Source organism: Bacillus sp. LL01 (genome assembly GCF_001037965.1).
This window is the reverse complement of sequence record NZ_LFEL01000004.1, coordinates 14,851-39,450: the sequence shown is the minus strand read 5'-3', so window position 1 is coordinate 39,450 and position 24,600 is coordinate 14,851. Positions and strand designations below refer to the sequence as shown.

24 protein-coding genes are annotated in these 24,600 nt (G+C 42.5%); 8 read left to right on the top strand and 16 right to left on the bottom strand.

The window, feature by feature from the left end; translation table 11 throughout:
• Window positions 1–85: 85 nt before the first annotated feature.
• Window positions 86–238, top strand: a complete 153-nt coding sequence (gene ytzI, locus AB685_RS30310; RefSeq protein WP_082153615.1) for a YtzI protein — start codon at window positions 86–88, stop codon at window positions 236–238.
• Between the two features lie 58 nt (window positions 239–296).
• Here the strand turns inward: ytzI and AB685_RS12775 are convergent, their stop codons facing one another.
• Both AB685_RS12775 and AB685_RS12770 read right to left on the bottom strand, forming a co-directional pair.
• Window positions 297–1,298, bottom strand: a complete 1,002-nt coding sequence (locus tag AB685_RS12775) for a TIGR03943 family protein (protein WP_047971004.1) — start codon at window positions 1,296–1,298, stop codon at window positions 297–299.
• 19 nt (window positions 1,299–1,317) lie between these two features.
• The gene (locus AB685_RS12770) at window positions 1,318–2,328 is read right to left on the bottom strand and encodes a permease (protein WP_047971003.1); all 1,011 of its coding nucleotides are present in this window, start codon (window positions 2,326–2,328) and stop codon (window positions 1,318–1,320) included.
• 212 nt (window positions 2,329–2,540) lie between these two features.
• Between AB685_RS12770 and AB685_RS12765 the strand changes: the two genes are divergently transcribed.
• A complete protein-coding gene (locus AB685_RS12765; RefSeq protein WP_241773301.1) occupies window positions 2,541–3,722 on the top strand; it encodes an FAD/NAD(P)-binding protein in 1,182 nt (393 codons plus the stop codon).
• A 222-nt stretch (window positions 3,723–3,944) separates the two neighbouring features.
• Here the strand turns inward: AB685_RS12765 and AB685_RS12760 are convergent, their stop codons facing one another.
• Window positions 3,945–4,418, bottom strand: a complete 474-nt coding sequence (locus AB685_RS12760; RefSeq protein WP_047971001.1) for an S-ribosylhomocysteine lyase — start codon at window positions 4,416–4,418, stop codon at window positions 3,945–3,947.
• Between the two features lie 141 nt (window positions 4,419–4,559).
• Here AB685_RS12760 and yidD point away from each other — a divergent pair, with 141 nt between their 5' ends.
• Window positions 4,560–4,802, top strand: coding sequence for a membrane protein insertion efficiency factor YidD (yidD, locus tag AB685_RS12755; protein ID WP_047971000.1), 243 nt, complete (start codon window positions 4,560–4,562; stop codon window positions 4,800–4,802).
• 44 nt (window positions 4,803–4,846) lie between these two features.
• Here the strand turns inward: yidD and AB685_RS12750 are convergent, their stop codons facing one another.
• Window positions 4,847–5,413 (bottom strand): carbonic anhydrase, encoded by a 567-nt coding sequence (locus tag AB685_RS12750; protein ID WP_047970999.1) that lies wholly within the window; start codon window positions 5,411–5,413, stop codon window positions 4,847–4,849.
• 167 nt (window positions 5,414–5,580) lie between these two features.
• On the opposite strand from AB685_RS12750, the gene AB685_RS12745 reads away from it, so the two are divergent.
• Window positions 5,581–6,765 carry a GTP-binding protein gene (locus AB685_RS12745; protein WP_047970998.1) on the top strand — a complete coding sequence of 395 codons (1,185 nt, stop codon included), beginning with the start codon at window positions 5,581–5,583 and terminating at the stop codon, window positions 6,763–6,765.
• A 92-nt stretch (window positions 6,766–6,857) separates the two neighbouring features.
• On the top strand, window positions 6,858–8,150 hold the full coding sequence (locus AB685_RS12740) for a zinc ABC transporter substrate-binding protein (protein ID WP_047970997.1): 1,293 nt from the start codon (window positions 6,858–6,860) through the stop codon (window positions 8,148–8,150).
• 49 nt (window positions 8,151–8,199) lie between these two features.
• Here the strand turns inward: AB685_RS12740 and AB685_RS12735 are convergent, their stop codons facing one another.
• The gene (locus tag AB685_RS12735) at window positions 8,200–9,171 is read right to left on the bottom strand and encodes a GTP-binding protein (protein ID WP_047970996.1); all 972 of its coding nucleotides are present in this window, start codon (window positions 9,169–9,171) and stop codon (window positions 8,200–8,202) included.
• 248 nt (window positions 9,172–9,419) lie between these two features.
• Between AB685_RS12735 and AB685_RS12730 the strand changes: the two genes are divergently transcribed.
• Together AB685_RS12730 and AB685_RS12725 are read left to right on the top strand one after the other, a co-directional pair.
• Window positions 9,420–10,772 (top strand): cytochrome ubiquinol oxidase subunit I, encoded by a 1,353-nt coding sequence (locus tag AB685_RS12730; RefSeq protein ID WP_047970995.1) that lies wholly within the window; start codon window positions 9,420–9,422, stop codon window positions 10,770–10,772.
• Window positions 10,773–10,787: 15 nt separating this feature from the next.
• On the top strand, window positions 10,788–11,816 hold the full coding sequence (locus AB685_RS12725; protein ID WP_047970994.1) for a cytochrome d ubiquinol oxidase subunit II: 1,029 nt from the start codon (window positions 10,788–10,790) through the stop codon (window positions 11,814–11,816).
• Between the two features lie 34 nt (window positions 11,817–11,850).
• Here AB685_RS12725 and AB685_RS12720 read toward each other — a convergent pair whose 3' ends face one another.
• On the bottom strand, window positions 11,851–12,135 hold the full coding sequence (locus tag AB685_RS12720; RefSeq protein WP_047970993.1) for a DUF2325 domain-containing protein: 285 nt from the start codon (window positions 12,133–12,135) through the stop codon (window positions 11,851–11,853).
• Between the two features lie 186 nt (window positions 12,136–12,321).
• Here AB685_RS12720 and AB685_RS30305 point away from each other — a divergent pair, with 186 nt between their 5' ends.
• Window positions 12,322–12,483: a DUF1540 domain-containing protein gene (locus tag AB685_RS30305; protein WP_082153614.1), complete on the top strand. Its 162-nt coding sequence runs from the start codon at window positions 12,322–12,324 to the stop codon at window positions 12,481–12,483.
• Between the two features lie 47 nt (window positions 12,484–12,530).
• On the opposite strand, the gene AB685_RS12715 is transcribed toward AB685_RS30305, so the two are convergent.
• From AB685_RS12715 to AB685_RS12670, 10 genes are all read right to left on the bottom strand, one after another.
• On the bottom strand, window positions 12,531–13,421 hold the full coding sequence (locus tag AB685_RS12715; protein ID WP_047970992.1) for a metal ABC transporter permease: 891 nt from the start codon (window positions 13,419–13,421) through the stop codon (window positions 12,531–12,533).
• Window positions 13,418–14,776, bottom strand: a complete 1,359-nt coding sequence (locus AB685_RS12710; protein WP_047970991.1) for an iron chelate uptake ABC transporter family permease subunit — start codon at window positions 14,774–14,776, stop codon at window positions 13,418–13,420. The genes AB685_RS12715 and AB685_RS12710 overlap by 4 nt, the downstream gene beginning before the upstream one ends.
• A gap of 10 nt (window positions 14,777–14,786) precedes the next feature.
• A complete protein-coding gene (locus AB685_RS12705) occupies window positions 14,787–15,533 on the bottom strand; it encodes a metal ABC transporter ATP-binding protein (RefSeq protein WP_047970990.1) in 747 nt (248 codons plus the stop codon).
• A gap of 198 nt (window positions 15,534–15,731) precedes the next feature.
• Entirely contained in the window at window positions 15,732–16,658 is a 927-nt protein-coding gene (locus AB685_RS12700; protein WP_047970989.1) for a zinc ABC transporter substrate-binding protein, read from the bottom strand.
• A 410-nt stretch (window positions 16,659–17,068) separates the two neighbouring features.
• Window positions 17,069–18,175: an o-succinylbenzoate synthase gene (menC, locus tag AB685_RS12695; RefSeq protein ID WP_047970988.1), complete on the bottom strand. Its 1,107-nt coding sequence runs from the start codon at window positions 18,173–18,175 to the stop codon at window positions 17,069–17,071.
• A complete protein-coding gene (locus AB685_RS12690) occupies window positions 18,165–19,649 on the bottom strand; it encodes an o-succinylbenzoate--CoA ligase (protein ID WP_047970987.1) in 1,485 nt (494 codons plus the stop codon). The genes menC and AB685_RS12690 overlap by 11 nt, the downstream gene beginning before the upstream one ends.
• Window positions 19,650–19,742: 93 nt before the next feature.
• Window positions 19,743–20,564 (bottom strand): 1,4-dihydroxy-2-naphthoyl-CoA synthase, encoded by an 822-nt coding sequence (gene menB / locus AB685_RS12685; protein ID WP_047970986.1) that lies wholly within the window; start codon window positions 20,562–20,564, stop codon window positions 19,743–19,745.
• 23 nt (window positions 20,565–20,587) lie between these two features.
• The gene (gene menH, locus AB685_RS12680; protein WP_047970985.1) at window positions 20,588–21,397 is read right to left on the bottom strand and encodes a 2-succinyl-6-hydroxy-2,4-cyclohexadiene-1-carboxylate synthase; all 810 of its coding nucleotides are present in this window, start codon (window positions 21,395–21,397) and stop codon (window positions 20,588–20,590) included.
• Window positions 21,387–23,156, bottom strand: coding sequence for a 2-succinyl-5-enolpyruvyl-6-hydroxy-3-cyclohexene-1-carboxylic-acid synthase (gene menD / locus AB685_RS12675; protein WP_047970984.1), 1,770 nt, complete (start codon window positions 23,154–23,156; stop codon window positions 21,387–21,389). Before menD ends, menH begins: the two co-directional genes overlap by 11 nt.
• Complete coding sequence (locus AB685_RS12670) at window positions 23,153–24,547, bottom strand: isochorismate synthase (RefSeq protein WP_047970983.1); 1,395 nt, start codon at window positions 24,545–24,547, stop codon at window positions 23,153–23,155. Before AB685_RS12670 ends, menD begins: the two co-directional genes overlap by 4 nt.
• Window positions 24,548–24,600: the final 53 nt, after the last annotated feature.

Sequence of the window (24,600 nt, the reverse complement as noted above, 5' to 3'; positions counted from 1 at the left end):
TGCTACGAGAAAGCTTTTCATAATCTTCATATATAGTGATAAAATAAAGGAAGCGTTTTTTTTCAGAAGGAGGTTTGCCATCACCATGATGATTATCTTAATCATCTGTATCATCATTGTATTTGTCGTGCTCTTCCTTACCCTGCTTTCAACTAACAAAGCCTACAAATACGAACACAAAATAGATCCTATCGACCCTGAACCTAAAGAAGAACATGAACAAGAAGAAAAGAAATAAAATTTTACGCAGATGCGTCAAAACCCCCTGAGCTTTATTTGCTCAGGGGGTTCTCTTGTTAGTAGTACTCATAAATATATGGTGAATCCGGTTGATCTACTTTCTCAAGTGTATCTACTTCCACGTACGGAAGGGTCCAGTTATTGTATTGGGTAGTGGTCAGTGTACCACTTACTTTGACCCAATCGTCATTTTCCAGATCCCCTGCCCCGCTCATATTCGATAACGTCCCATAAACACTGGCATCCGCCACACAGCAAGACAATCCGAAACGCGCGACAACAAACTGATTCTCCGTAAAGTCCTCTTCACGGTACACAAATCCGACCATCTCTATTTTCTTGCCGACAAACTCATCAATACTCATATCAATGATATTCATCATCGGAATGTACCGTTCATCATCAACAATAATTGTATCCATCTCAAGCATCTCAGCTTTCAATTCCTCATAGTACCCTTCAGGCGGCTCCTGAAGCTCAAAGTCATCAGGATGTTCCAAAGGTGCATCAGCTAATTGCTCATCGATAGTAGGTTCCTGGTTCTCCTGGTCTTCCATATACCCTTCCGGATCATCCAAATAGGCTTCCGCTCTGGATGTATCCGTGTCACCGCTTGTCCCATCTGCACCGGAACCAGCCGGACCATCAAATGCCCCCGCCTGCTGACGTTGCTCCACAAGCTGTTTGGAGTTCGTAAACCCGCGCTTATCGATAATCGAGCTGTCCAATATATTATCCGGGAACATAAAGCCTGTAACAATAGGCAATACAAACATCGAATAGATTAATATAGATTGAATCGGTGTAGAGGATTCCCCATGATCAAATCCACAATTACACACCAATTCTTCTTTATTTTTCGAACCACTACGCCATATCTGTACAATACCAAGAATGAACAAGGTTCCAGCTGCAAAATACATGAACGGCATCATCCGGGGGGCTATGAAATTCGTTATATTACCTGTAACCAAAAGTTTAAAAAATAATAGAGTAAACCCTAGTAATATAATCCCACGCAAATAAATATGGAATCCATAATCCCGATTACTTTCCATTTATTATCATCCTCTCCCCTTACAGCACAAGCTGTTGGAAAATAAGTATCGCCGCGAACACTACAATGGTCACAACTGCCATGAATACAAGCACAAATTTGGTACGGAAATAAGCAAATAGCATAAATGCGTTTTTAAGATCTAGCATCGGCCCATAAATCATGAAGGCTAAAAGCGAGCCGACTGTAAATGTAGAACCAAATGAGGCTGCTACAAATGCATCTGCTTCTGAGCAGAGTGAGAGCACGAAAGCAAAAGCCATCATGACAGCTGGTGACAATACCTCATTCTGGCCAAGCGCCATCAATACACTACGGTCAAGGAATGTCTGGAATAAACTCGCAATAAACGCACCGGCGATTAAGTATTTCCCCATGTCAAAAAACTCATCGCTTGCATGGTAGAATGTCGCTTTCCATTTGTTCTGCTGCAGAGCCGGCTGTTCAAGCTCTAGGTCCTGTCTACCCTGCAGCTCGCTTTTCGTCCATCGCAGCTGATTCTTGTTATCAAAAAGTAATAACATCAAAAAACCGATGACAATACATAAGATGAAGGCAAGTCCAAATCTACCGTACAAAATGGTAGGGTCCCCATTAAACGCAAAATATGTAGAAGCCACAACTACCGGGTTAAGGATCGGTGCACCAACAAGCAGAACCACACCAACATGAAGCGGCATCCCTTTTTTAATTAGCCTGCGTACAACAGGTATAATCGCACATTCACAAATAGGAAGTATAACTCCAAGTAATGCTGCCGGAATAATGGCACCTATTGGATTCTTTGGAAGATATTTTTTTATTTTTTCCTCTGACACGAATGTTTGAATCAATGCAGAGGCGAATACACCAAGTAAGATAAATGGAACGGCTTCAATAACAATACTAAGAAAAATAGTATTTACATTCAGCCACGAGCTTGGAATATCAAGCGAGATTTCCTTAAAGTCTATAAAAAAGAATAGGTATAGGAAAACTCCAATTAAAGCAAGCCCGATCAAATCCTTCAAAAGACTATTGCTTTTTCTCATTCTTCTACTCCTATCATATTTTCTATTTTGTATTATAACATATGAATCTTGTAAAGCTTTACCTTTGATACTAGTAATATATGTCTAATCTATTAACTGTATGATAGAAAAGTTTGGAAAGTTTTTTCGTACTTTCCTTCTTGATTCCTTATGAATCTTCCTATACTATATGTAATATCAATAATCGTAATGATTACTATTTTCAAAAAGGAGTGTTCACTTTGCTTCAATGGGTTATCATCGGCGGAGGAATCCAAGGTTTAACTGTTGCAACGTTTCTACTAAAAAAGAATAAAACCACCATAAATCAATTAAGAATTGTCGATCCAAATCCAAAGCCATTGGAAAATTGGAAAAGATGTACATCCACCATCTCCATGCCATACTTGAGATCGCCCTCTGTCCATCATTTGGATACAGAACCATTCAGCTTGCAATCTTTTTCAAAAAGAGAACATAAATATAAACCTAACACAGATTTTTATGGAAGGTATAAACGGCCCTCCTTACAAATGTTCAATGACCACTGTGATCACCTAATAGATGAGTTAAAAATTCAACAAGCTTATGTCGCTTCAAGGGTTCGTAATATTGAAAATTGCGATGGGTATTGGAATGTACACCTTCAAAACGGAGAAGCATTTAAAACGAAAAAAGTGGTGATAGCCATTGGAATCAGTGATCAGTTGCACCTACCGGATTGGGCAAGAAATCTAAAACAGGCTAACCCAAACTCCTTATATCATGTGTTCGACAAAGAACTTCCACTTTTCGAGAAAATGAGTGCCCCGTTTATCGTAGTAGGCGGTGGAATAACAGCCACCCATTTAGCAATCAAACTGGCTTCCTTGTTTCCTGGAGAAGTGACCATGCTGAAGCGTCATCCATTTAGGATTCATGATTTTGACAGCAATCCTGAATGGCTTGGCCCCAAAATGCGCCGTCCATTTGTCCAGACAAAAGACTATACCAAAAGACGTATCGCCATAAGATCAGCAAGGCATAAAGGCTCAATCCCTGTGGAATTACGAAACAGGCTTAGTCAATTGATGCGAACAGATAAGTTGAGGATTATAGATGGGACTGTGATTGATTACAACGAGGATAGAAATAGGATCTACCTAAATTTAGATACAGATGAATCGATAGATGGTCACACCATCCTTATGGCAACAGGGTTTGAGCAGAATCTTCCGGGCAAGGAATGGTTGGAGCCTGTGATAAAGCAAGAGAAGCTTCCATGTTCGAAATGCGGCTACCCTATAGTCAGCAATATGTTAGAATGGGCTCCAAATCTTTATGTCAGCGGAGCACTTGCAGAACTTGAAGTCGGCCCAATTGCCCGTAATATCTCAGGGGCAAGAGTGGCGGCGAACATTATATCTTCAAACTAAAAAAGGATGACCCCTATGTGTCATCCTTTCCTTTTATCCATAGGTTCTTTTCGCATGCTTTGTTGCTTTATCGCAGTTTAAATCCACCCGTTATAACTGTTGCTATCGTGCTCTTTTCCTGAAGGTACAGGATAAATTGCATGCCATATTTAGAACGGGCAAGCAGCAACAGTCCAAATGCCGACTTTTGCTAGCAATTAGCAACATTTTTGAGAAAAGAGCCTATCCAAAAACTTTTTTCAAGTCTTCTTTATCTTGTTCCAACCAGAACTTCATCAATCGTTTCGCACCTTCGAGATCATGAAGCTTTGCTTGACCGCACTGCTTTTCGTTGGAAGCCGGAATTTCTTCAATCTGTACCGCATCCTTAAGAGTATCTTCCATCAGATCTACAATTTCATCCACTGTCGGCTCTCCGCTTACAACCAGATAATAACCTGTCTGACAACCCATAGGAGAAATATCGATAATATCAAAATGGCTGTACTTTTCGGCATGTGTACGGATGTTGAATGCCAGTAGATGCTCTAATGTGTGAATCGAATCAGGCTTCATCGCCTGTTTATTTGGCTGGCAGAAACGGATATCATATTTATTGACAACACCATCTGTTCCGACCTTGTGTACCCCACAATGACGAACATAAGGAGCTTTTACCGCATTATGATCTAATTCAAAACTTTCTACTGAAGGCATAATTGCACTCTCCCTTAATTTAAAAGTTATTTACAGTATAACACAGATTTAATTCCAATTAAATTCATCTGATTTACATGAATTAATGAAATTTTCCGTTTCAAACGGTTTCCACTATAATCATAGTAGAGGTGACACGAAATGAAGCAAATATTCCTTTTAATAATCCGTTTTTACCGTAAATTCCTATCTCCCCTTAAGCCGCCTACTTGCAGATTCTATCCTACTTGTTCCCAATACGGAATGGAGGCCATCGGGCGATTTGGCGCAATCAGAGGTGGATGGCTGACAATAAGAAGAATTCTCAAATGTCATCCCTTTCACCCCGGTGGCATCGACCATGTACCGGAAAAAAAGGAAACCAAAGCAAAGCAAAACACTTGATACACCATAAGCGGAAGGCTACAGGGAGTTAACGACAACTTAACCTAGTTATTCTCGTACCCATTCACCACAAGATCCAACTTACCTGTGTGTGGATCAATCACCAATCCATGCACAGGTACACCCTCTGCCATCAATGGATGATTTGCAATCATATCCACACTCTCCCGGACACTTTCCTCCACACTATCGAACCCTTTAAGGAAGCCTTTCACATCAATTCCTGCATATTTCAAATCATCTATCGTTTCCTTGGTCACACCACGCGCTTCCATTTTCTCTCGCATGCTCTCAGGGTTGATTTTTCCCATCCCGCAGTCATGGTGCCCCACTACCAAAACTTCATCTGCCTGTAACTCAAACACAGCCACTAAAATACTTCTCATGATACTTCCAAACGGATGCGATACAATCGCTCCCGCATTCTTTACAATCTTCATATCGCCATGCTTCAGATTCATCGCTTTTGGCAATAAATCCATTAGCCTAGTATCCATGCATGATAAAACCACTAATTTTTTATCAGGAAATTTGGTGGTCTGATATTGAATATACTCTTCTTTTTCTACAAAACCCGTATTGTGTTCTAAAATTTCATCCAGTAGTTTCATCATTTTGACCTTCTTTCTGAAAGAATTTTAAATCCCTTACTCTCAATATGACAAACTCAGAACAAATTGACAACAAAAATAGCTTGTTTTCTTTTTAGGTTTTTAGTACTATTTTACTTATAAATCGTAAACGTTACGTTTTGATTAAGGAAGGAAGTTTTATTTTTATGGAAAAGAAAATACCTGTGACAGTACTAAGCGGCTACCTTGGTGCTGGGAAAACAACGCTGCTAAATCATATTTTATCCAATAGAGAAGGTTTGAAGATTGCCGTAATCGTTAACGATATGAGTGAAGTGAATGTTGACGCTGCCCTTATTAAGCAAGGTGGATTTTCCAGAACCGAAGAAAAGTTGGTGGAAATGCAGAACGGCTGTATCTGCTGTACTTTGCGAGAAGACTTGATGATGGAAGTCGAGCGCCTCGTAGACGAAGGGAATATCGACTATATCGTTATCGAATCTTCAGGGATAAGTGAACCGATTCCTGTTGCGCAGACTTTTACATATTTGGATGAGGAATTTGACATTGACCTCACAAAAAAATGCCGGCTGGATGCGATGATCACTGTGGTTGATGGTTTCCGTTTCTATGATGACTATCAATCGGGTGAAAGTCTCCTCGATCGGAAACAGGGAACAGACGAAACGGATATTCGTGAAATATCAGACCTATTAATCGATCAGATTGAATTTGCTGATATCCTCTTATTAAACAAAACAGATTTACTAGAACCCGAATATGTAAACGAATTAGTGGGGCTACTGAAAAAATTGAATCCTGAAGCAACGATAATTCAAACGGTTAATAGTCAAGTTAAGCTGGAATCCATATTGAACACCGGGCTGTTTGATTTTGAAAAAGCCAGCCAAGCAGCCGGTTGGATCAAGGAACTAAACGAAGAGCATACACCTGAAACTGAAGAATACGGGATTTCCTCCTTCGTTTATCGCCGCCAGAAACCGTTTCATCCAGAAAGATTTAAGAGTTGGTTGGATAATTGGCCAGAAAACATTGTCCGAGCGAAAGGGTTCTTCTGGCTGGCTTCAAGAAATAATATGGCAGGTCTGATTTCTCAGGCAGGTGCATCCATTATGATTCAAGGTGCAGGTGAATGGGTTGCAAGCTACAGCGATGAGGAAAAGGGATTAACGTTAAAAGAAGAGCCAGAGTTGCTGGAGAGATGGGATGAAACATACGGTGATAGAATGACCGAAATAGTCTTCATCGGTCTTGAAATGGATCGTAAACAAATAGAACGATCCTTGGACACTTGTCTTCTTACCGATAAAGAAATGCAAGATGATTGGTCCAAACTTTATGATCCCGTTCCCGCTTTTATCGTAGATTAATTGTAAAAATTTTATAACATTTGTCTTTTTAGTTCTCAAATCGTAATAATTACGATATAATGTGTTGGGATAATAAACGAGAGGAGAAAACAATGAAAACTAAATCTATTTTAATCACAATGATGTTAGTAGTTTTCACATTCCTAGTGGGGTGTAATTCAGATAATAAAGCCTCTGACGGGAATGAAAAGTTAAACGTCTATACGACCATCTTCCCTTTGGAGGATTTCACAAAGAAAATTGGCGGAGATCATGTTGAGGTGACATCTGTCTACCCACCTGGTGCAGATGCACACACTTTTGAACCTTCTACTAGAACAATGAGTGAAATGGCTTCTGCTGATGCCTTCATCTACACTGGTGTTGGTGTCGAAGGATTCGCCGACAAGGCAAAAGGCGTTCTGGAAAACGAAGATGTCACAATTGTTGCAGCTGGTGAAGGGATTGATCTGCGTGGTGAGGATGACGATCATGAGCATGAAGAAGAAGCTCATGAGGACGATCACGACCATGAGCATGAAGAAGAAGCTCACAAGGACGATCACGACCATGAGCATGAAGAAGAAGCTCACAAGGACGATCATGACCACGAGCATGAAGAAGAAGCTCACAAGGACGATCATGACCACGAGCATGAAGAAGAAGCTCACAAGGACGATCATGACCACGAGCATGAAGAAGAAGCTCACAAGGACGATCATGACCACGAGCATGAAGAAGAAGCTCACAAGGACGATCATGACCACGAGCATGAAGAAGAAGCTCATGAGGACGATCATGACCACGAGCATGAAGAAGAAGCTCATGAGGACGATCATGACCATGAACATGAGGAAGATGGACATGAAGGACATGACCATTCTGATGGCGATCCGCATGTATGGTTAGATCCTACTCTTTCCATTACACTTGCTGAAAATATCAAGAATGCACTTGTGGAATTGAAGCCTGAAGCAAAAAAGGATTTTGAAGCGAATTTCGAAACACTGAAGGCTGACCTTGAAGAGCTGGATGCAGAGTTCACAGAAACAGTCGAGACTGCGAAAACGAACAAAATTTTAGTTTCCCATGCAGCATATGGTTACTGGGAACAACGCTATGGGTTGGAACAGATCAGTGTAACTGGCCTATCTCCTACCCAGGAGCCTTCACAGAAACAACTGACTGAAATTATCAACACTGCAAAAGAGAATGAAATCCAATATGTCATTTTCGACCAGAATATCAGTGGAAAAATTGCTGAAGTGGTGAAGAATGAAATAAAGGCCGAAGCACTAGTACTTCATAATTTGGAGGCTGTGACGGAAGAAGATGTGAATAATGAAGAAGATTATTTCAGCTTGATGCGCAAGAACCTGAAGACGTTGAAGAAAGCTTTGAATTAATAGCATAAGAAAACAGGCAGCCTGAGGTGGGCTGCCTGTTTTCTTATTCTTATTCTTCCCTCAAAGCCTCACAGAATTTTTCCACTTTCCGGTCATCAATATCCTTGCCAATCAAAATAATGGATGGACGAACTTCCGTTTTCTCGATTCTGTTCAACACTAAAGTGGAAGCAGCATATTGAAACTCGTATATTCCAGGAGTTTCATCAATCCTGACAATTCCTTTTGCGCGGACAACATGTTTAGAAAGCTTCTTTAACTGATTTTCTAACACCACTCGATTTATCGGCTCTGAAAACGATACTTTGACCGCTTCGATGTGGTGGTGATGGTGATGGTGGTCGCCATGGCTATGTTCATGTCCGTCTTCGTCCACCTCATGTCCATCTTCCCTAATCTCTCTCAGATGCATCCTCTTTTCCAAGAGTATCTCCAAAGGTACCTCTCCATGGCTCGTGCGATAAACCGGTACATGATCCTCTAGCTCATCGGCAAGCTTAGACTCCACTTTTATTAGTTCTTTTTCCGAGACAAGATCCATTTTATTCAAAACTAATAGATGAGCTGACGTGACCTGTTCCTTCAAAAGCCCGCGGATTTCCTTGGAACTGCTGAAGAAGCTTTGATACTCCAGGTAATGACTTGCATCCACAAGACTAATCATGGACAACAGCTCGAAATGCTCCATGTAAGAAGGTGTTAAAAGGACATCTTTAATTTCCAGCGGATTTGCCACTCCTGTCCCTTCAATGATTAGGACGTCTATCTCTTCATTTAGGTATTGATCGAGTGTGGATTTAAGGTCATCCTGGATGGTGCAGCAGATGCAGCCATTCAGCAGTTCCACCACTTTCTCTCCCTTAAAAAGATGGTCCTCGACGTTCTCATCACCTAGTTCATTCAAAATGATACCCGGCTTCATGCCTTGGTTTTTGAAGTGTTTCAACATATGTAAAAGCACAGTCGTTTTTCCACTGCCCAAGAATCCGCTAATAACGTACACTGGTACCCTTTTTGTCATTATAAGCACTCCTATCGTTTCATCTTACTATCCTATTACCCATTATACCGCTGCTCCAAAAGTAATAAAACAACCATATAAATCGGAATCATTACGCTTTTATATTTTAACGCTAATCTCATACTCTTTCAAGCAATTTGATACCTTTCATTCGAGCAGGGTCCTTCTTTCTTTTAGTAAAATATGCATAATTAGTGGAAAAATGTGGACCATAAACTTATAAAATTAACTTGAAAGGACGTAGCCACATGGAAGATGTCGTAATTGCACGGTCACTGTTTGGAACAACCATGGGTTTCCATATCATTTTCGCCACACTTGGTGTTGGCATACCTTTAATGATATTGATTGCGGAATTGATGTATCAGAAAACCCAGAATCGCGAATATGCCATTATGGCTAAAAGGTGGACAAAAGCGAAGGCGGTGCTACTTGGAGTGGCCATACCGACCGGTACAATTGCAGGGGTTCAGCTTTCTCTTTTATGGCCAGGCTTCATGGAGGTAATTGGAAAGGTCATGGCCTTGCCATTTCAGATTGAAATCTATGCTTTTTTCATTGAAGCATTGTTCATCTCCATCTACGTGTATGCAGCCGACCGCATATCACCTTGGATGCGGATCTTGAGTGTGACACTTGTGACAATCGGTGCGGCAGCTTCAGCGGTCCTAATCACCAATGTCCATGCTTTTGAGGGAACACCAGCGGGCTTCCGTATTGAGAACGGCCAGATTGTCGATGTCGATCCTTGGGCCGCCTTTTTCAATCCGAGTTTCATCATAACAGCAGCACATGTTGCAGTTTCCGCTTTTATGACAGGAGCATTTGTCATTGCCTCGGTTGCTGCTTATAAAATGCTAAGGAACAAACATGACGAGCGTGTTTATAAATTCCATAGGAAGGCACTAATCATGGGGCTTGTGGTAGGAGGAATATTCTCATTCATGACGGCAATAAACGGGCATGAATCCGCACAGCTCCTTCATCAATACCAACCAGAAAAGCTTGCAGCAGCAGAAGGTCTCTTTGAAACACAGTCCCATGCTCCCCTTGCAGTCGGCGGGTTTACCGACCGGGAAACAAAAGAAGTGAAATGGGGTATTGAGATTCCCTGGGCGTTGAGCTTTTTAGCGGATGACCGCTTTGATACAGTTGTTGTCGGGCTGGACGATTTTCCTGAGGAGTATTGGCCGCCATTATTTGTCCATACGCTTTTCAATGCAATGGTTGGAATTGGTTCGTTTCTGATTATGCTCTCTTTGATTGGGTTCTTCTGGAGCAAAATACTTAAGAAACGGGTCTTCCCAAAATGGATGATGTGGCTTTTTGTTGCAGCCGGGCCACTTGCTGTGATGGCCATAGAATTCGGATGGATTTTCGCTTGTACGGGTAGACAGCCATGGGTAATCTATCGAGTCATGCTTACCGAGGATGCTGTAACAGGCAACCAGAATCTTGCAGCATTATTCATTGCTTTTGCAGGCATTTATGTACTACTTGGTACTGCAGTAGTCCTTGTTTTACGCTATTACTTCAAGCGCCATCCAATTGAGGATGAGTTGAACGACATTCCCCCAGCATCTTCAGGGGTCCAAGCCTAAGGGAGGTTTTCTTGCATGACAGATGTGATATTGGCAATCACCGTCCTATGGGGCTTCATTTTTATTTATGCCGTAATGGCAACAATGGATTTCGGGGCAGGCTTCTGGTCGATGCTCTATATAAAAAATGAGAAAACCAATGCGACGAACATTGCCAACCGATATCTATCCCCGACATGGGAAGTTACCAATGTTTTCATCGTAGCTGTGGTAGTGGCCATATACAGCTTTTTCCCGAGTGCTGCCTACACCCTCGGGACTGTACTTTTGATACCCGGTAGCATTATTCTGCTTTTGCTTGCAGTTCGCAGTGGATTTCTTGTGTTCTCCCATATCGTGGATGACTATCATAAACCACTGACATATGTATCGGGGATCAGCGGTTTTATCATTCCTGCTTTTCTCATTCTTGTATTACCGATTACTCATGGGGGATTTGTGGATAATATTGATGGGGTGGATACTCTCATGCTCGGACGTTTGCTAACGAGCCCACATGCCCTATCCTTCGTCCTTTTTGCTATCAGCAGCACACTTTTCCTTTCCTCTCTTTTGCTGGCCGATTTCTCGAAAGTGGCAAAAGACAAGCATGCCTATGAAATTTACCGGAGAGACGCGCTCATTCTCGGACCTGTCTCTTTGTTAGGTGCACTGCTGATCATGATTACGATGCGTTATGAAGCAACTTGGCTTTTTGATGGAATGATGGACTATCTTGTTTGGCTATTCATTTCCGCAGGGATGTTTGTTGTGACTGGAGTTGCCCTAGTTCTGCCTAGTAAAAATGGCTGGACCGGCCTCCCTCGCCTTGGGGTGGTATCAGCCTTCATCCAATATGCCCTTGCAAGCTATGCATATGGGAGAGCCCACCTTCCATATATCGTCTATCCTAATGTCACAATTCAGAACGGATTTACCGACCCGGCCTCTTTTCGGGCGCTGTTTATTACCTATATCATCGGATTCATCATTCTGTTTCCAGGATTCATCTACTTCTGGAGACTGTTTATGAAGGATGAACGTTATATTAGAAGCGAAAATTAAAGTCAGGAAGCTGAAGAATCGACTCCTGGCTTTTTCATTTTGTTATATTACCGAGCACCTTTTGAATGGAACTCCATGACCTTTTACAGTAAAAAACAGGCTTATTGCTTTCTTTCGCTTTTTGCTTGATCACCTTGGCAAGATTATGGTTAATGTAATCCGTAAGGACGAGAATGATATCAATATTCTCAGGGATTGTCCTTTTTACCACCTGCACTTTTCTGCCGTCAATATGTAACACATTCTCAAATCCTTGGGTTACTAGTTTATCGTGGATATTCCCTAAGTGATCTGCACCAACTACCATTAATGAAGCCATTACTCAAACACCCTTTCCGTTTTTAATTGAGAATGATTCTCTATTGTTATATATATAATAGTTGAGAATGATTCTCTTTGTCAATAAGTTTTAAAATTATACCTCTTTTTTTGAAAATTAGTATGAAAAATTATTTCTTGCGAACATTAAGTATGTATCTTCTGCACAAAAAAGGAGGACGAAGAGATGGCAAGAGACGTTGAAGTATTATGTGAAGTGGAAAACTGCAACTACTGGGGTCAAGGGAACCACTGCCAGGCAGATTCTATCTATGTAGTGAGCCATAAAGGCAACACTGCACATGACACAAAAGACACAGACTGCAAAACATTTAAGCCTGCCCATTAAAGGGTAGATGAAAAACAAAGAAACCCATGAACTACGTGGCAGGTAGCTCATGGGTTTTCTATACTTTTTGATAAACTTCTTCTAAAAAACCATTTCATAATTAATCCGTGCTTCGGTGACAGGAAGAATGTCAGAACAAACAGGACTCCAGCCATAGATGCCATCGATCCGGATATCGACACGTTAAACAAATACGCGGCATAATATCCTAGTACTGCTGAAGCAACACCAATCAAGGCACTTAATACCAGCATGACACCAAGTTTATCCGTCAACAGATAGGCGCTTGCCCCAGGTGCAATCAACATCGCAACCACTAGTATAGCTCCTACGCTGTCAAACGAAGCAACCGTTGTAATGGAGAGCATCCCCATTAATAAATAGTGCATGAACATGACGGGAATTCCAATGGCAAGTGCCATTTCCGGATCAAATGCGCATATTTTCAGTTCCTTATAAAAGAAAATTATAATCATCAAATTAATAAGGAATACAGTCCCTAGCATCCAGACCGCCTTTGGTCCAAGATCCATTCCTGCCAGCACAAAGGTGTCCCATGGTACAAATGCGATCTCTCCCATTAATGCGTGATCCACATCCAAGTGAATCCGGCCGGCATATAAAGAAAGCAAAATTACTCCTAACGCGAAAAGCGATGTGAATACAACTCCGATGGCAGCATCCGATTGAACTCCTGAAGAGTGAAGGAGCTGTATAAAAAATGCTGTTAGCAACCCCACTATAAGTGCACCTACAAACATATAGATCCCCTCAAGGCTGTTTGATACCAGATAGGCACCAACTATTCCGAGCAACACAGTGTGGCTGATTGCATCGGCAAGCATCGCCATACGTCTCAGAATGAGAAAACAGCCGGTTATGCCACATGTAATTCCTACGAGTGATCCAGTTATGATAATCCAGCCCTCGTAACTCATAAGCTTCCTTCACTTCCTTTCATCTTGGAATGGAAGCCTGATGAACCAAGATTTTTCTTTTTTCTGTATAGAAACAGTCCTTTGGGTTCCCTGCCGAAATCTTTTAATAATGTCAACAGTTCATCCAAGGTTTCCTTTGGCCCATCTAAGAGATCCATGCTTCCTTCTTTCCAGTCAGATACAGGAAATTTGCTCTCAAACATAAGATACATATCCAGCAACCGATTTTTCAACACGATATCATGCGCAAGCTCCAGCCCTTTTTCCGTCAGAACAATTTGCTTGTCTTCCTGCTCTTGAATAGCGCCTTCCCTTTTCAAACCTTTTACCACCGTAAGGAGATTGATTGAAGAAACTGGGCGAATTTTCGTGATTTGCTGATAGGAATAGCATCCCATTTCTCTTCCTTCCGATTCTTTTAACCTGGATTCTGTCAGTTCATACAAGCTGGACAGAATATTCTCACGTGAAACGAGACGCTTCACTTTCCATTGCTTCAAGATCTTCGGCAACAATCCTTTTTTGGTTCCAAATAGTAAGGATACGATGAAAAGGATGGTCGCAGCCATAATGATGAGGGGCCCTGTCGGCATCCCTCTTGAAAGGGTACTGAGTAGCGTTCCCACAACTCCTGAAATCCCTCCGACCAGACCTGCAAGAATGACCATGTAATCAAGCCGTTCCGTCCAGTAACGGGCGGTAATGGCAGGCGTGATCAACATAGCAGCCATCAGAATGACCCCTACCGCCTGGAGCCCGATAACGACCGCTCCAACAATTAATGTCATCAATAGCCCATTTAACCATTTAACAGGCAGTCCCAACCCTTGGGCAAACTGAGGATCGAACGTAATTAATTTCAGTTCCTTGAAAAGAATGAATGTGATTAAAATCAAAACAAATGCGATGACACTGATGATTTGTACATCCGTCCCTACAATCGCCGCCGCCTGACCGAAAATAAAGGAGTCAAGACCAGCCTGATTGCCTTTGCCATGGTGTTGGACATAGGTCAAAAGTACAATTCCGAATCCGAAAAATACAGAAAGCACAAGCCCGATGGCTGTATCTTCCTTAATTCTTGAATGTTTAATGATTGCCTGAATGCAGTAGGTACCGATTAATCCTGAAATTGCCGCTCCAATTAAAAACCAGGACATGGACTTTGCACCATATAGAAGAAAGGCGATACAGATTCCCGGAAGTGCTGCATGTGCCATGGCGTCCCCCAACAGACTCTGCTTTCGTAATAGAGCAAAACTGCCAAGCACCCCACTTGCCATGCCCAATAAGATGGTTCCGATAAGCACCCATTGCACATTCGGATCTTGAAGCATATTTAGCAATGTTTCCATACTGTCACTCCTATTGTTCGACAATGGCTTTATTTTGATCTAAAAACGCTAACCGACCACCATATGTTTTTTGCAGGTTATCGATCGTAAACACTTCTTCAGTCGGACCGATTGCTATTTTCCTAAGGTTGATCAATAAGGTCCAATCAAAATACTCTTTTACCGTCTGCAGATCATGGTGAACTACCAGCACCGTTTTCCCTTGTGCCTTCAGCTCATTGAGGATTGTGATTATCGCTTTTTCCGTTGCGGCATCAACCCCTACGAATGGTTCATCCATGAAATAGATGCTTGCGTCCTGTGCAAGTGCTCTTGCCAGGAACACACGCTGCTGCTGCCCGCCGGAAAGCTGGCTGATCTGTCTTGCTGCATATTCACGCATTCCGACTTTATCCAAACATTCATATGCAAATTCTACATCTTTTTTGTTCGGACGTTTCAACCAGCCGATATGACCATACCTGCCCATCAACACAACATCCAACGCATTAGTCGGGAAATCCCAATCCACCGACCCCCGTTGTGGTACATACCCGATTAGCTTCCTTTGAGATTTATAGGATTTTCCATAGATGGAGATGTTTCCGGAAGCTTTTGGAATCAACTCTAAAGCCGCCTTTATCAGGGTGGACTTCCCAGCGCCATTCGGTCCGATGATACCAATCAATTTCCCTTCCGGTACACTGAAACTGATTTCCTTCAGTACAGGTTTACGATGGTAGGCTACTGTCAGATTTTCTATTTTTACTGGCTCCATATTCGTTCACCTTTTCCTTTTTTGTATCTTAGAACTTTTTATGTTCTGTGTAACTCCTGTTCCCTTCCGTTTCAGGTGATCGCTTTCCGCGGGGCGGTGGGTCTCAAGTCTACCGCTACCTCCCGCTGGAGTCTCTCACCTTGCACTCCAGTCAACAGGGGGTTTTTACTAGCTGATAGTAACTATTTTAAAGCAACTTTACTTTAAAGCAGCAACGATTGTATCAATATTATGTCGGAACATCCCTAAATATGTCCCCGTCTCAGTTCCATCCGCACCCATAGCATCAGAGTAGAGTTCTCCACCGATCACAACCGTGTGTCCTCTGCTCTCTGCCCCTTTTACTACGGCATTGATGGAATCCTCTGAAATGCTGCTTTCTACAAACACAGCTTTTATGTTTCTATCCACTAGGAGATCCACAATGGAACGAACATCATTCAATCCAAACTCAGCATCTGTGCTAAGGCCTTGCAGCCCGTTCACTTCCATGCCATATGCCTCACCGAAATATTTAAATGCATCATGAGCTGTTACAAGAACTCGACTTTCCTCAGGTATTGTGGCAATTTGCTCTTTTGCATACGTATCTAATTCTTTAAGTTTATTAATATATTCAGTTGCATTTTCTTCATAGTAAGAAGCATTTTCTTCATCCATTTCAATCAAGGAATTTTTCACTTCTTCCACTGTATGCAGCCAAAGTGAAATATCAAACCATACATGGGGATCCATTTTTCCGGCCTCCTCCTCATCATTCAGGAGCAGATTTGTCGGAATGGTTTCGGCAACAGCAATTGTCGGTTTATCATTGGACATTTTATTCAAAATATCCCCCATTCTCCCCTCTAGTCTAAGCCCATTGTAGAAAATGATATCTGCATCACTAAGCTTTCGAAGATCTCCTTGGGAAGCCTGATACAAATGAGGGTCGATCCCAGGTCCCATCAAACTCTCTACCTGTACCTTATCTCCCCCCACATTCTTAACGATATCCCCAATCTGAGCAATCGTTGTAGTAACCTTAAGGGTGTCATCCCCATCTGTTCCAGCGGCTGCGTTACACCCTGTAAGTCCCAACACAACTGCTCCAAAAATCAATAATTTAATCCACAATGCTCTCATTTCTTACCCTCTCCTTTATATCTATCTGTATTGTACTAAGTAACAAAAGTTTCTCTAATGCAATTTTTATGGTAAAAAAATACAAACAATCAACAAAACACCTAGACCAATTTATGCAAAACTACGTAAAAATGTGCACCGAATTTTGACCAAGCACACCAATTTAAGCCTCGACTTAAAAAGTTGCCCTCATACAAAACTTAAACCCTAAGTAAACTTTTGTCAAGAACAAAAAAACTGAAAAAATAAAAAGAAGGGGGTCAGACCCTTCAAGGATTTTTGCCCTTTTCGTCGAATATAAATAAGGTTAACGAGCAAAAGCCCCGCCGGAATCCCGGCGGGGCTTTTGAATCTAGTTCGTCTTCATTTTTCATTCTGTCGAAAATTATTTGTTTGAGTATTTACTTGAATTACCTTTGGAAGGTCTGAATTCTTCTACTGATTTCCTTCACATACTCCTCGTCCACCTGATAGCCGATTCCAGGTTCGGTTGGGACTTGCACTTCTCCGTCCTCCACTTCCACCTCAGGAATCGTCACATCTCTTTTCCAGTAACGACTTGATGCAGAAATATCACCCGGAATAATGAAGTTAGGAAGGGAAGCCAAAGCGATATTAAATGCTCTGGAAATCCCTGTCTCCAACATCCCTCCACACCATACAGGAATACCACTCTCCTGACACAGATCATGAATAGCGATGGCGTTGGCCAATCCGCCAACACGCCCTATTTTGATACTCATTACCTTGCAGCTGCCAAGCGTTACTGCATTTTTAGCATCCTGCAAGGAAACGATGCTTTCATCCAAGCAAATCGGTGTGGATAATCGCTTCTGCAGTTCAGCATGTTCTACAATATCGTCTGAGGCAAGTGGCTGCTCGATCATCAGCAGATTCAAAGAATCAAAAGCAGATAACCGTTCTGCATCTTCAAGAGAATAGGCCGAATTGGCATCCACAAGCAACGCAAGATCTGGATAAGCATCTCTAATTATTTTCAGCATTTCATAATCATTATTGGGATCTATTTTCACCTTCACCCGTTCATACCCTTCCTCCAAACGCTTACCAATCGTGGCAAGCATCCTTTCGGGAGAATCGACACTTACGACCACCCCGGCTTTCACCGATTTGCGCACTCCACCTATATACTCCGATAACGACAACTCCGACCGCTTTGCAAACAAATCCCACGCCGACATTTCCAGCCCCGCCTTGGCCATCGGATTCCGCTTGAAGCGTTCAAGAGCTACACTCACTTCCTGAGGGCCATGCCATTCACCCTTCATTACAAAAGGTACAAAAAACTCTGTCAGCATATGCCAAGCTGTTTCAATGGTCTCCTCTGTGTACCAGGGGGAAGAAAACGCCACCACTTCTCCCCATCCATAATTCCCATCAACATCAGTCATCTTCACCAAAATGCTTTCCCGGTCTGTAACGGTTTCCAGATGCGTACGGAAAGGCTGGACAAGTTGCATGGATGTTAAGTACAACTCTACCTTGTCAATCTTCATAATGGCACTCCCTCTCCGGCACCAATTTCAAAAGCTCTCTGCGCATCAGTTTATTTGAAGCATTTCTTGGTAGATCCTCTACTATGTATAGCTGCTTTGGCACTTTATAGCCTGCCAGACGCTCTTTCAAAAAAGCAAGCACTTCTTTTTCCTTCATTCCGGTCTTGTTTGCCACAACAAACGCCACGGGAACCTGTCCCCAACGTTCATCTTGCACACTTGTTACCCCTGCCTCTTTTATATAAGGATGCGAAACAAGTACCTCTTCTATTTCAGCAGGATACACATTTTCACCGCCTGAAATAATCAAATCACTTCGCCTGTCTACAACGAATAAAAAACCTTCCCCATCCAAATATCCCAGGTCACCAGTATATAACCACCCATCATGAATCGAATTTATGGTGGCTTCCTTCATGTTGTAGTATCCCGGAGTAACATTAGGCCCTTTCACTACAATTTCGCCTGTCTCACCTGGAGTAGCCTCTTTCCCATGCTGAATAATCTTTAATTGGCAAGGAAATAACGGTTTACCTGCTGATCCCAATTTAAAGATGGCTGAGTCGGGGGAAAGCGTGACAATCTGGGAACATGTTTCCGTCATGCCATAAGTCTGAAACACAGGTATGGCTTTTTTCTGACATTCTTCCAGCATGGACTTTGGCACAGGACCTCCTCCTACTAGCATACAACGAAAAGCAGGTGGATAATTGTTGGTTCCCAGACTCTCCAGCATCCCATTCAGCATCGCACTTACAACAGAAACAATCGTTACATTCCGCTCCATCACATCCTGATGCACGGCCTCCGCAACAAAACGTTTGTGGATAATAACTCTCATTCCATACACAACACTTCTCATCAAAATGGAATAGCCACTGATATGAAAAATTGGCACAGCTAACAACCAGCAGTCATTCTCATGAAGTCCCAAATTCAACGCAGAACCGGTGGCACTCCAGAAATGATTGCCATATGTCTGTTTTACACCTTTCGGAAATCCGGTCGTGCCGCTTGTGTACATAATGGTATCCGTAGCATCAAAATCAAACTCTTCCACCACTTCAATGGTGCGTCCATTCAAAGAAGCCAACCTGCTAAACGGAATAATTCTCTCCGAATCAAAAACATGGGATAAAAAAGACTCCTTATCGTCTTCCACCATAATAAAACGCGACCCCGCATCCTCCACCTGATACGATAGTTCCTTTGAAGTTAATCGCAAGTTATGTAAAACAGTAAGCGCTCCAATATTCTTCAAGGCAAACAGCAATTCCACCAGTTCGATACTATTGCCCATAAAAATCGAAATCCGGTCGCCTTTTTTCACTCCCAATTCTAAAAGCTTTTCCGCTATTTGAACCGAATTCGTGTATAGTTCTGCAAAAGTAACTTTTCTATCATCCATTTCAAGCGCAATCCGCTCCGGAGTCAAAGCAGCCCGTTTCATTAAAAAATTCGGCAAAGCTGTCATATGTCACAACCTCCTTTCTATAGTTTTTCCATAAAAGAAAGAGCAATCCAAAAGCCAAAAGCTCTTAGATTGCCCTCAAAAAATTCGAATATATTAAGGAAAACGAGGGAACTGTCCAAAGTCCGGCTTTCTCTTTTCTTTAAAAGCGTCACGACCTTCTTTTGCCTCTTCCGTAGTGTAGTACAATAGTGTTGCATCTCCAGCGAACTGTTGGAGACCAGCCAATCCGTCAGTATCAGCGTTCATAGCAGCTTTCAAGAAACGAAGAGCAGTCGGGCTGTTCTCAAGCATTTCTTCACACCATTGCACGGTTTCATCCTCCAATCGCTCCAAAGGAACAACGGTATTAACAAGGCCCATGTCCTGTGCTTCCTTAGCATCGTATTGACGGCAAAGGTACCAGATTTCACGAGCTTTCTTATGCCCTACGATACGAGCAAGGTATCCGGAACCGTAACCCGCGTCAAAGCTTCCCACTTTAGGTCCAGTCTGACCGAATCGTGCATTGTCTGCAGCAATCGTTAAGTCACACACAACGTGCAATACATGTCCTCCACCAATAGCATAACCAGCAACCATTGCCACAACCGGCTTTGGAGTTACACGAATTAGACGTTGAAGATCAAGAACGTTCAAGCGGGGAATTTCGTCCTCCCCTACATATCCGCCGTGACCACGAACCTTTTGGTCCCCGCCGGAACAGAATGCTTTGTCTCCTGCACCTGTTAAAATAATTACTCCAACACTGGAATCATCGCGTGCATAAGCAAATGCCTCAATCAATTCCATTACCGTTTTCGGACGGAATGCGTTATGTACTTCCGGACGGTTGATTGTAATTTTTGCAATTCCATTATATGTTTCATATAAAATGTCTTCAAACTGTTTTGGACCTGCTATCCATTCTCTTGCCATCATTTGTTTCCTCCCTAAATAAATTAGTTCGACAAAAACTCACTTACTATTTTACCAAACTTTCGCGGTTGTTCCACATGAATTGCATGTCCCGCTTCACTTATTTTTATAAAATGCGATTTTTCTATCCTATTTTCCATTTCCTGAGCAATCAAGACAAATTTCTCGTCCCACTCACCTGCAGCTATAAGCACGGCAAATTCAATTAGTCTTAGGTGCTCCCAATAAGAAGGCTGAACCCCTGTCCCTACTCCACGCAGGCTGTTTGCAAGACCAACAACGTTATTCCCCATTCTCTGCTCATGAACTTCCGCCTGTTTACTCTCAGGAAGTTTCTTTTGTGACTGAAACAGGGGGATGTTTGTCCAAAATTCAACAAAGGCTTCAAGTCCTTCATTTTGAATCCTATCAGCTAGCTTTTCATCAGCCTGCTTCCTTTTGAGACGCTCCTCTTTCGTTGCCAAACCGGGCGAGGCACTCTCCAGCACTAATTTTCTTACCATTGAAGGATGGGAAGTGGCAAAGGAAAGAGCCAGCCGTCCTCCCATGGAATATCCATAAAGCGAAACACGTGAAATACCAAGATGATCAAGTATCGCCTTCAAATCAGCTGTAGTATTTTCCATGCTATACCGTTTCGATTGCATCGGACTTTCTGATTTCCCATGGCCAAGTTGGTCTATCAATATAAAAGTGTAACAATCAGAATGCGGAAAATCCGCAAGCATGTCCTTAAAGTTTGCTCCTTTTCCAGTGAAGCCATGCAACATAAGTACATGGTGTTCGCCACCACCTATTATCTCGACATGATAGGATACACCATTAATTTTCATTGAATTTCGTCTCCATCGACAAGATCATTTCCTGGGAAACATTTTTCCACAATTCCCGATGAAGTTCTTCATTTTCTTTTCGATTAGTCGGCACTTCGATAACTTTTAATCCACCTCTGTTTAAAGAGTCAACAACCGCAGCCCTGAAATCGTGCCAATTAGGAGCGGGTGTGTATTTCCCATCATATAGCCTGACCGCATGCTCATAGTCCATATGAGTCGGAGTGCCAAACAATGTCTCAAAATGCTTCTCCACTTTTGACTGAGGAAGGAAGGAAAAGATTCCTCCTCCATTGTTATTTACAAGAACAATGGTTACATTAAGCTTCTCCAATTTGGCTGCAAGCAGACCATTCATATCGTGGTAGAAGGATAAATCACCAATGACTAGTACCAGATTCTTATAAGCATTACTTGCTGCAAGTGCGGTGGAAACAACGCCATCTATACCATTTGCTCCTCTATTGGCAAGCACGGCAAGCTTTTTATCATTGCTGTGCAAGAATGTATCCACATCTCTTATCGGCATGCTGTTCCCTACAAAAATAGCTGACTTATCAGGAAGAAGTGCTTGAAGCTCTGTAATGATTCTTCCCTCGAACATGCTATCAACTTGCCCCACTGACAGGGCCATTTTTGTTTTATCATTCAATGATTTGATAAGATCCAACCACTCACAGGTTGCTCGAGGTTCCAGTTGTTTCGCCACTTCCTCACAAAAACGAGTTTCTTCGGCGTGGACCATATAGGTTGCTTCAAGTGTCGGATCTCGCCATCCTCCATCCCCGTCCACGATAATTTGAATGGCGTGGCTGGATTTACTTATGTATTGCATCAAAAACTTGGACACCGGCATAGCGCCGAATCGGATGATAACTTCCGGTTGCAATGCTTCTTTCACTTCATCAGGGCGCAGAAATGCATCATAGCCTTCCACTATTGTGTTTTTAGAATGGGATCCAGTCCTCAACCCAGATAAAGGATCTGCAAAAATAGGGTACTGCAGCGCTTCCGAGAGCTTCGTAATGGCATCCGTAAAGGCACTAGTCTTTGATTGAGGTATTTCTCCACATACAATGACTCCTTTTTCCCTCTCACTCAAAAGCTTAGCAAAATAGGAGGCTTTTTCATAGGAAATGGCATATTCCCCAACATTGACTTCCACAATAGATTCATTGTTTTTCTTGTATTTTGTCCACAAATCCACAGCATCCAAATCAGGAATTAACGGTTCACGCAGTGGAAAGTTGAGATGAACAGGCCCGCCTGGAGCACTTAAGGAAGCTCCCGCAGCCCGTGCAGCCATCGTGCGCGCATAGCGAACCATTGCCGGTGTATCCTGTGGAATGGACATTTCCACAAACCACTTCACATAATCCCCATACATTTTCAACTGGTCGATTGCTTGTGGCGCCCCCACATCACGGAGCTCATGGGGCCGGTCAGCTGTTAAGACAATCAAAGGAAGCCTTGATTGATAGGCTTCCACAATTGCAGGATAATAATTGGTCGCTGCAGTACCGGACGTGCAAAGAATGGCCACAGGCTTGTTGCTTGTTTTTGCCAAACCAAGAGCATAAAATGCTGCGGAGCGTTCGTCAATCAACACAGTTACATGCAGGTCAGGATGTTCGGCCATTAAAAGCGCTATAGGGGTGGAGCGGGATCCAGGACTGATAACCACATTCTCCAGACCGCTTTTAACTAATTCATCTACAAATGCTGCAAGGTAATACGTCATGTCGTTTGTTGCATTCATTGTGTCAAATTGCCCCCTAGTGCTGATAACATTGGTCGGAATTTGATCTGGGTTTCATGATATTCGCTCTCTGGATCGGAATCTCCGACAATTCCGCAACCTGCAAATAAAGAGGCTTCCCTGCCCTGCAACAATCCTGAACGAATTGCCACGATAAATTCCCCGTCTTCCTTCCAGTCCATCCATCCAATCGGGCCGGCATACCAGCCTCTATCCAATCTTTCCACTTCCCTAATGGTCTCCAAGGAAATCTCTTGTGGAAATCCACCAAGCGCTGGAGTAGGGTGAAGCAGTTTCACCAAGGCTGTAATGCTGTTATCATTTTTCGCATGTGCCATTACTGGTGTATGCAAGTGCTGAATATGCTTCATTTTGTACAAATTCGGCTCTGATGGTGTACGTACCTGCTCACAAACTTTCTCTAATGAAGCACGAATCATTTGGACAACAAGGTCATGTTCATGCATGTTTTTCTCATCAGTAAGTAGTGCCTTACCAAATTGATCGTCTTCTTCCATTGTAGCTCCACGTGCAATCGAGCCAGCCAAACACATGGATTGGACCTTTTCGCCCTGTTTTTTAACCAATTGTTCAGGTGTTGCTCCCAAGAAGCAGTCCGTTCCTCTTTCAATCGTGAATAAATAGCTGTTCGCTTGCTCTTCCAAAAGGTTATGCAGAACAGATGTGACATTTACTTTATCCTGAAAAAGTACGCGCAGCTCTCTTGCCAGTACAACCTTATCCATCTGGCCTTCCGTTATTCGCTTGGTCACTTTGGAGATGGACTCCTTCCATTCGACCGGATCCATTTCCAGGCATTTTACAATGGAGGTAGTACCCTCATGCTGAATAGAAGAGCCATTTAATAGCTCTTCTTCCATATTAACTAAGCCTTTAAGTGTAGCTTCATCACAATCACTCAAGTAATTTATTGTAATATATGTGTTGTTCTCTATTTTTGTAAGCATGAATGTAGGTAAAATGAAGAGCGCGTCCGAAAACTGATTCCACAGCAGCGTTTTTTCCTTTTTCGGATCAAAAGAAAAGCCACCATAGATGACGGGCCCTACCGTTTGAGCATCACTTTTGCAAACCGCTTTTTGTATAAAGCGTTTCCATTGTTTTTCAATATTTTGATACCTGTCTTCTTCTCCATCTGCAGTGAACTCTGCAGTTACACCTGCTCCAACCATCATATGAGAATGATCGGGATTTGACCAAAAGAAACGTTGACCTGGAAAGTATCGTTCACTTCTTTGGAAAAATTGCAGGGGATCTAGCTGCTCTACTTTTTTCGTATAACTAATTAAAACCGACTGATTTATCGAGGTCGCTTTCGTTTTCGCTTCCTCCCATAAATTCACTATATGGTGAAATGGTATTGTAATCATGTAAGACTCCCCCCGAGGCCTTGATACCGCAAGACTTTGTCTCTCGAATAGCT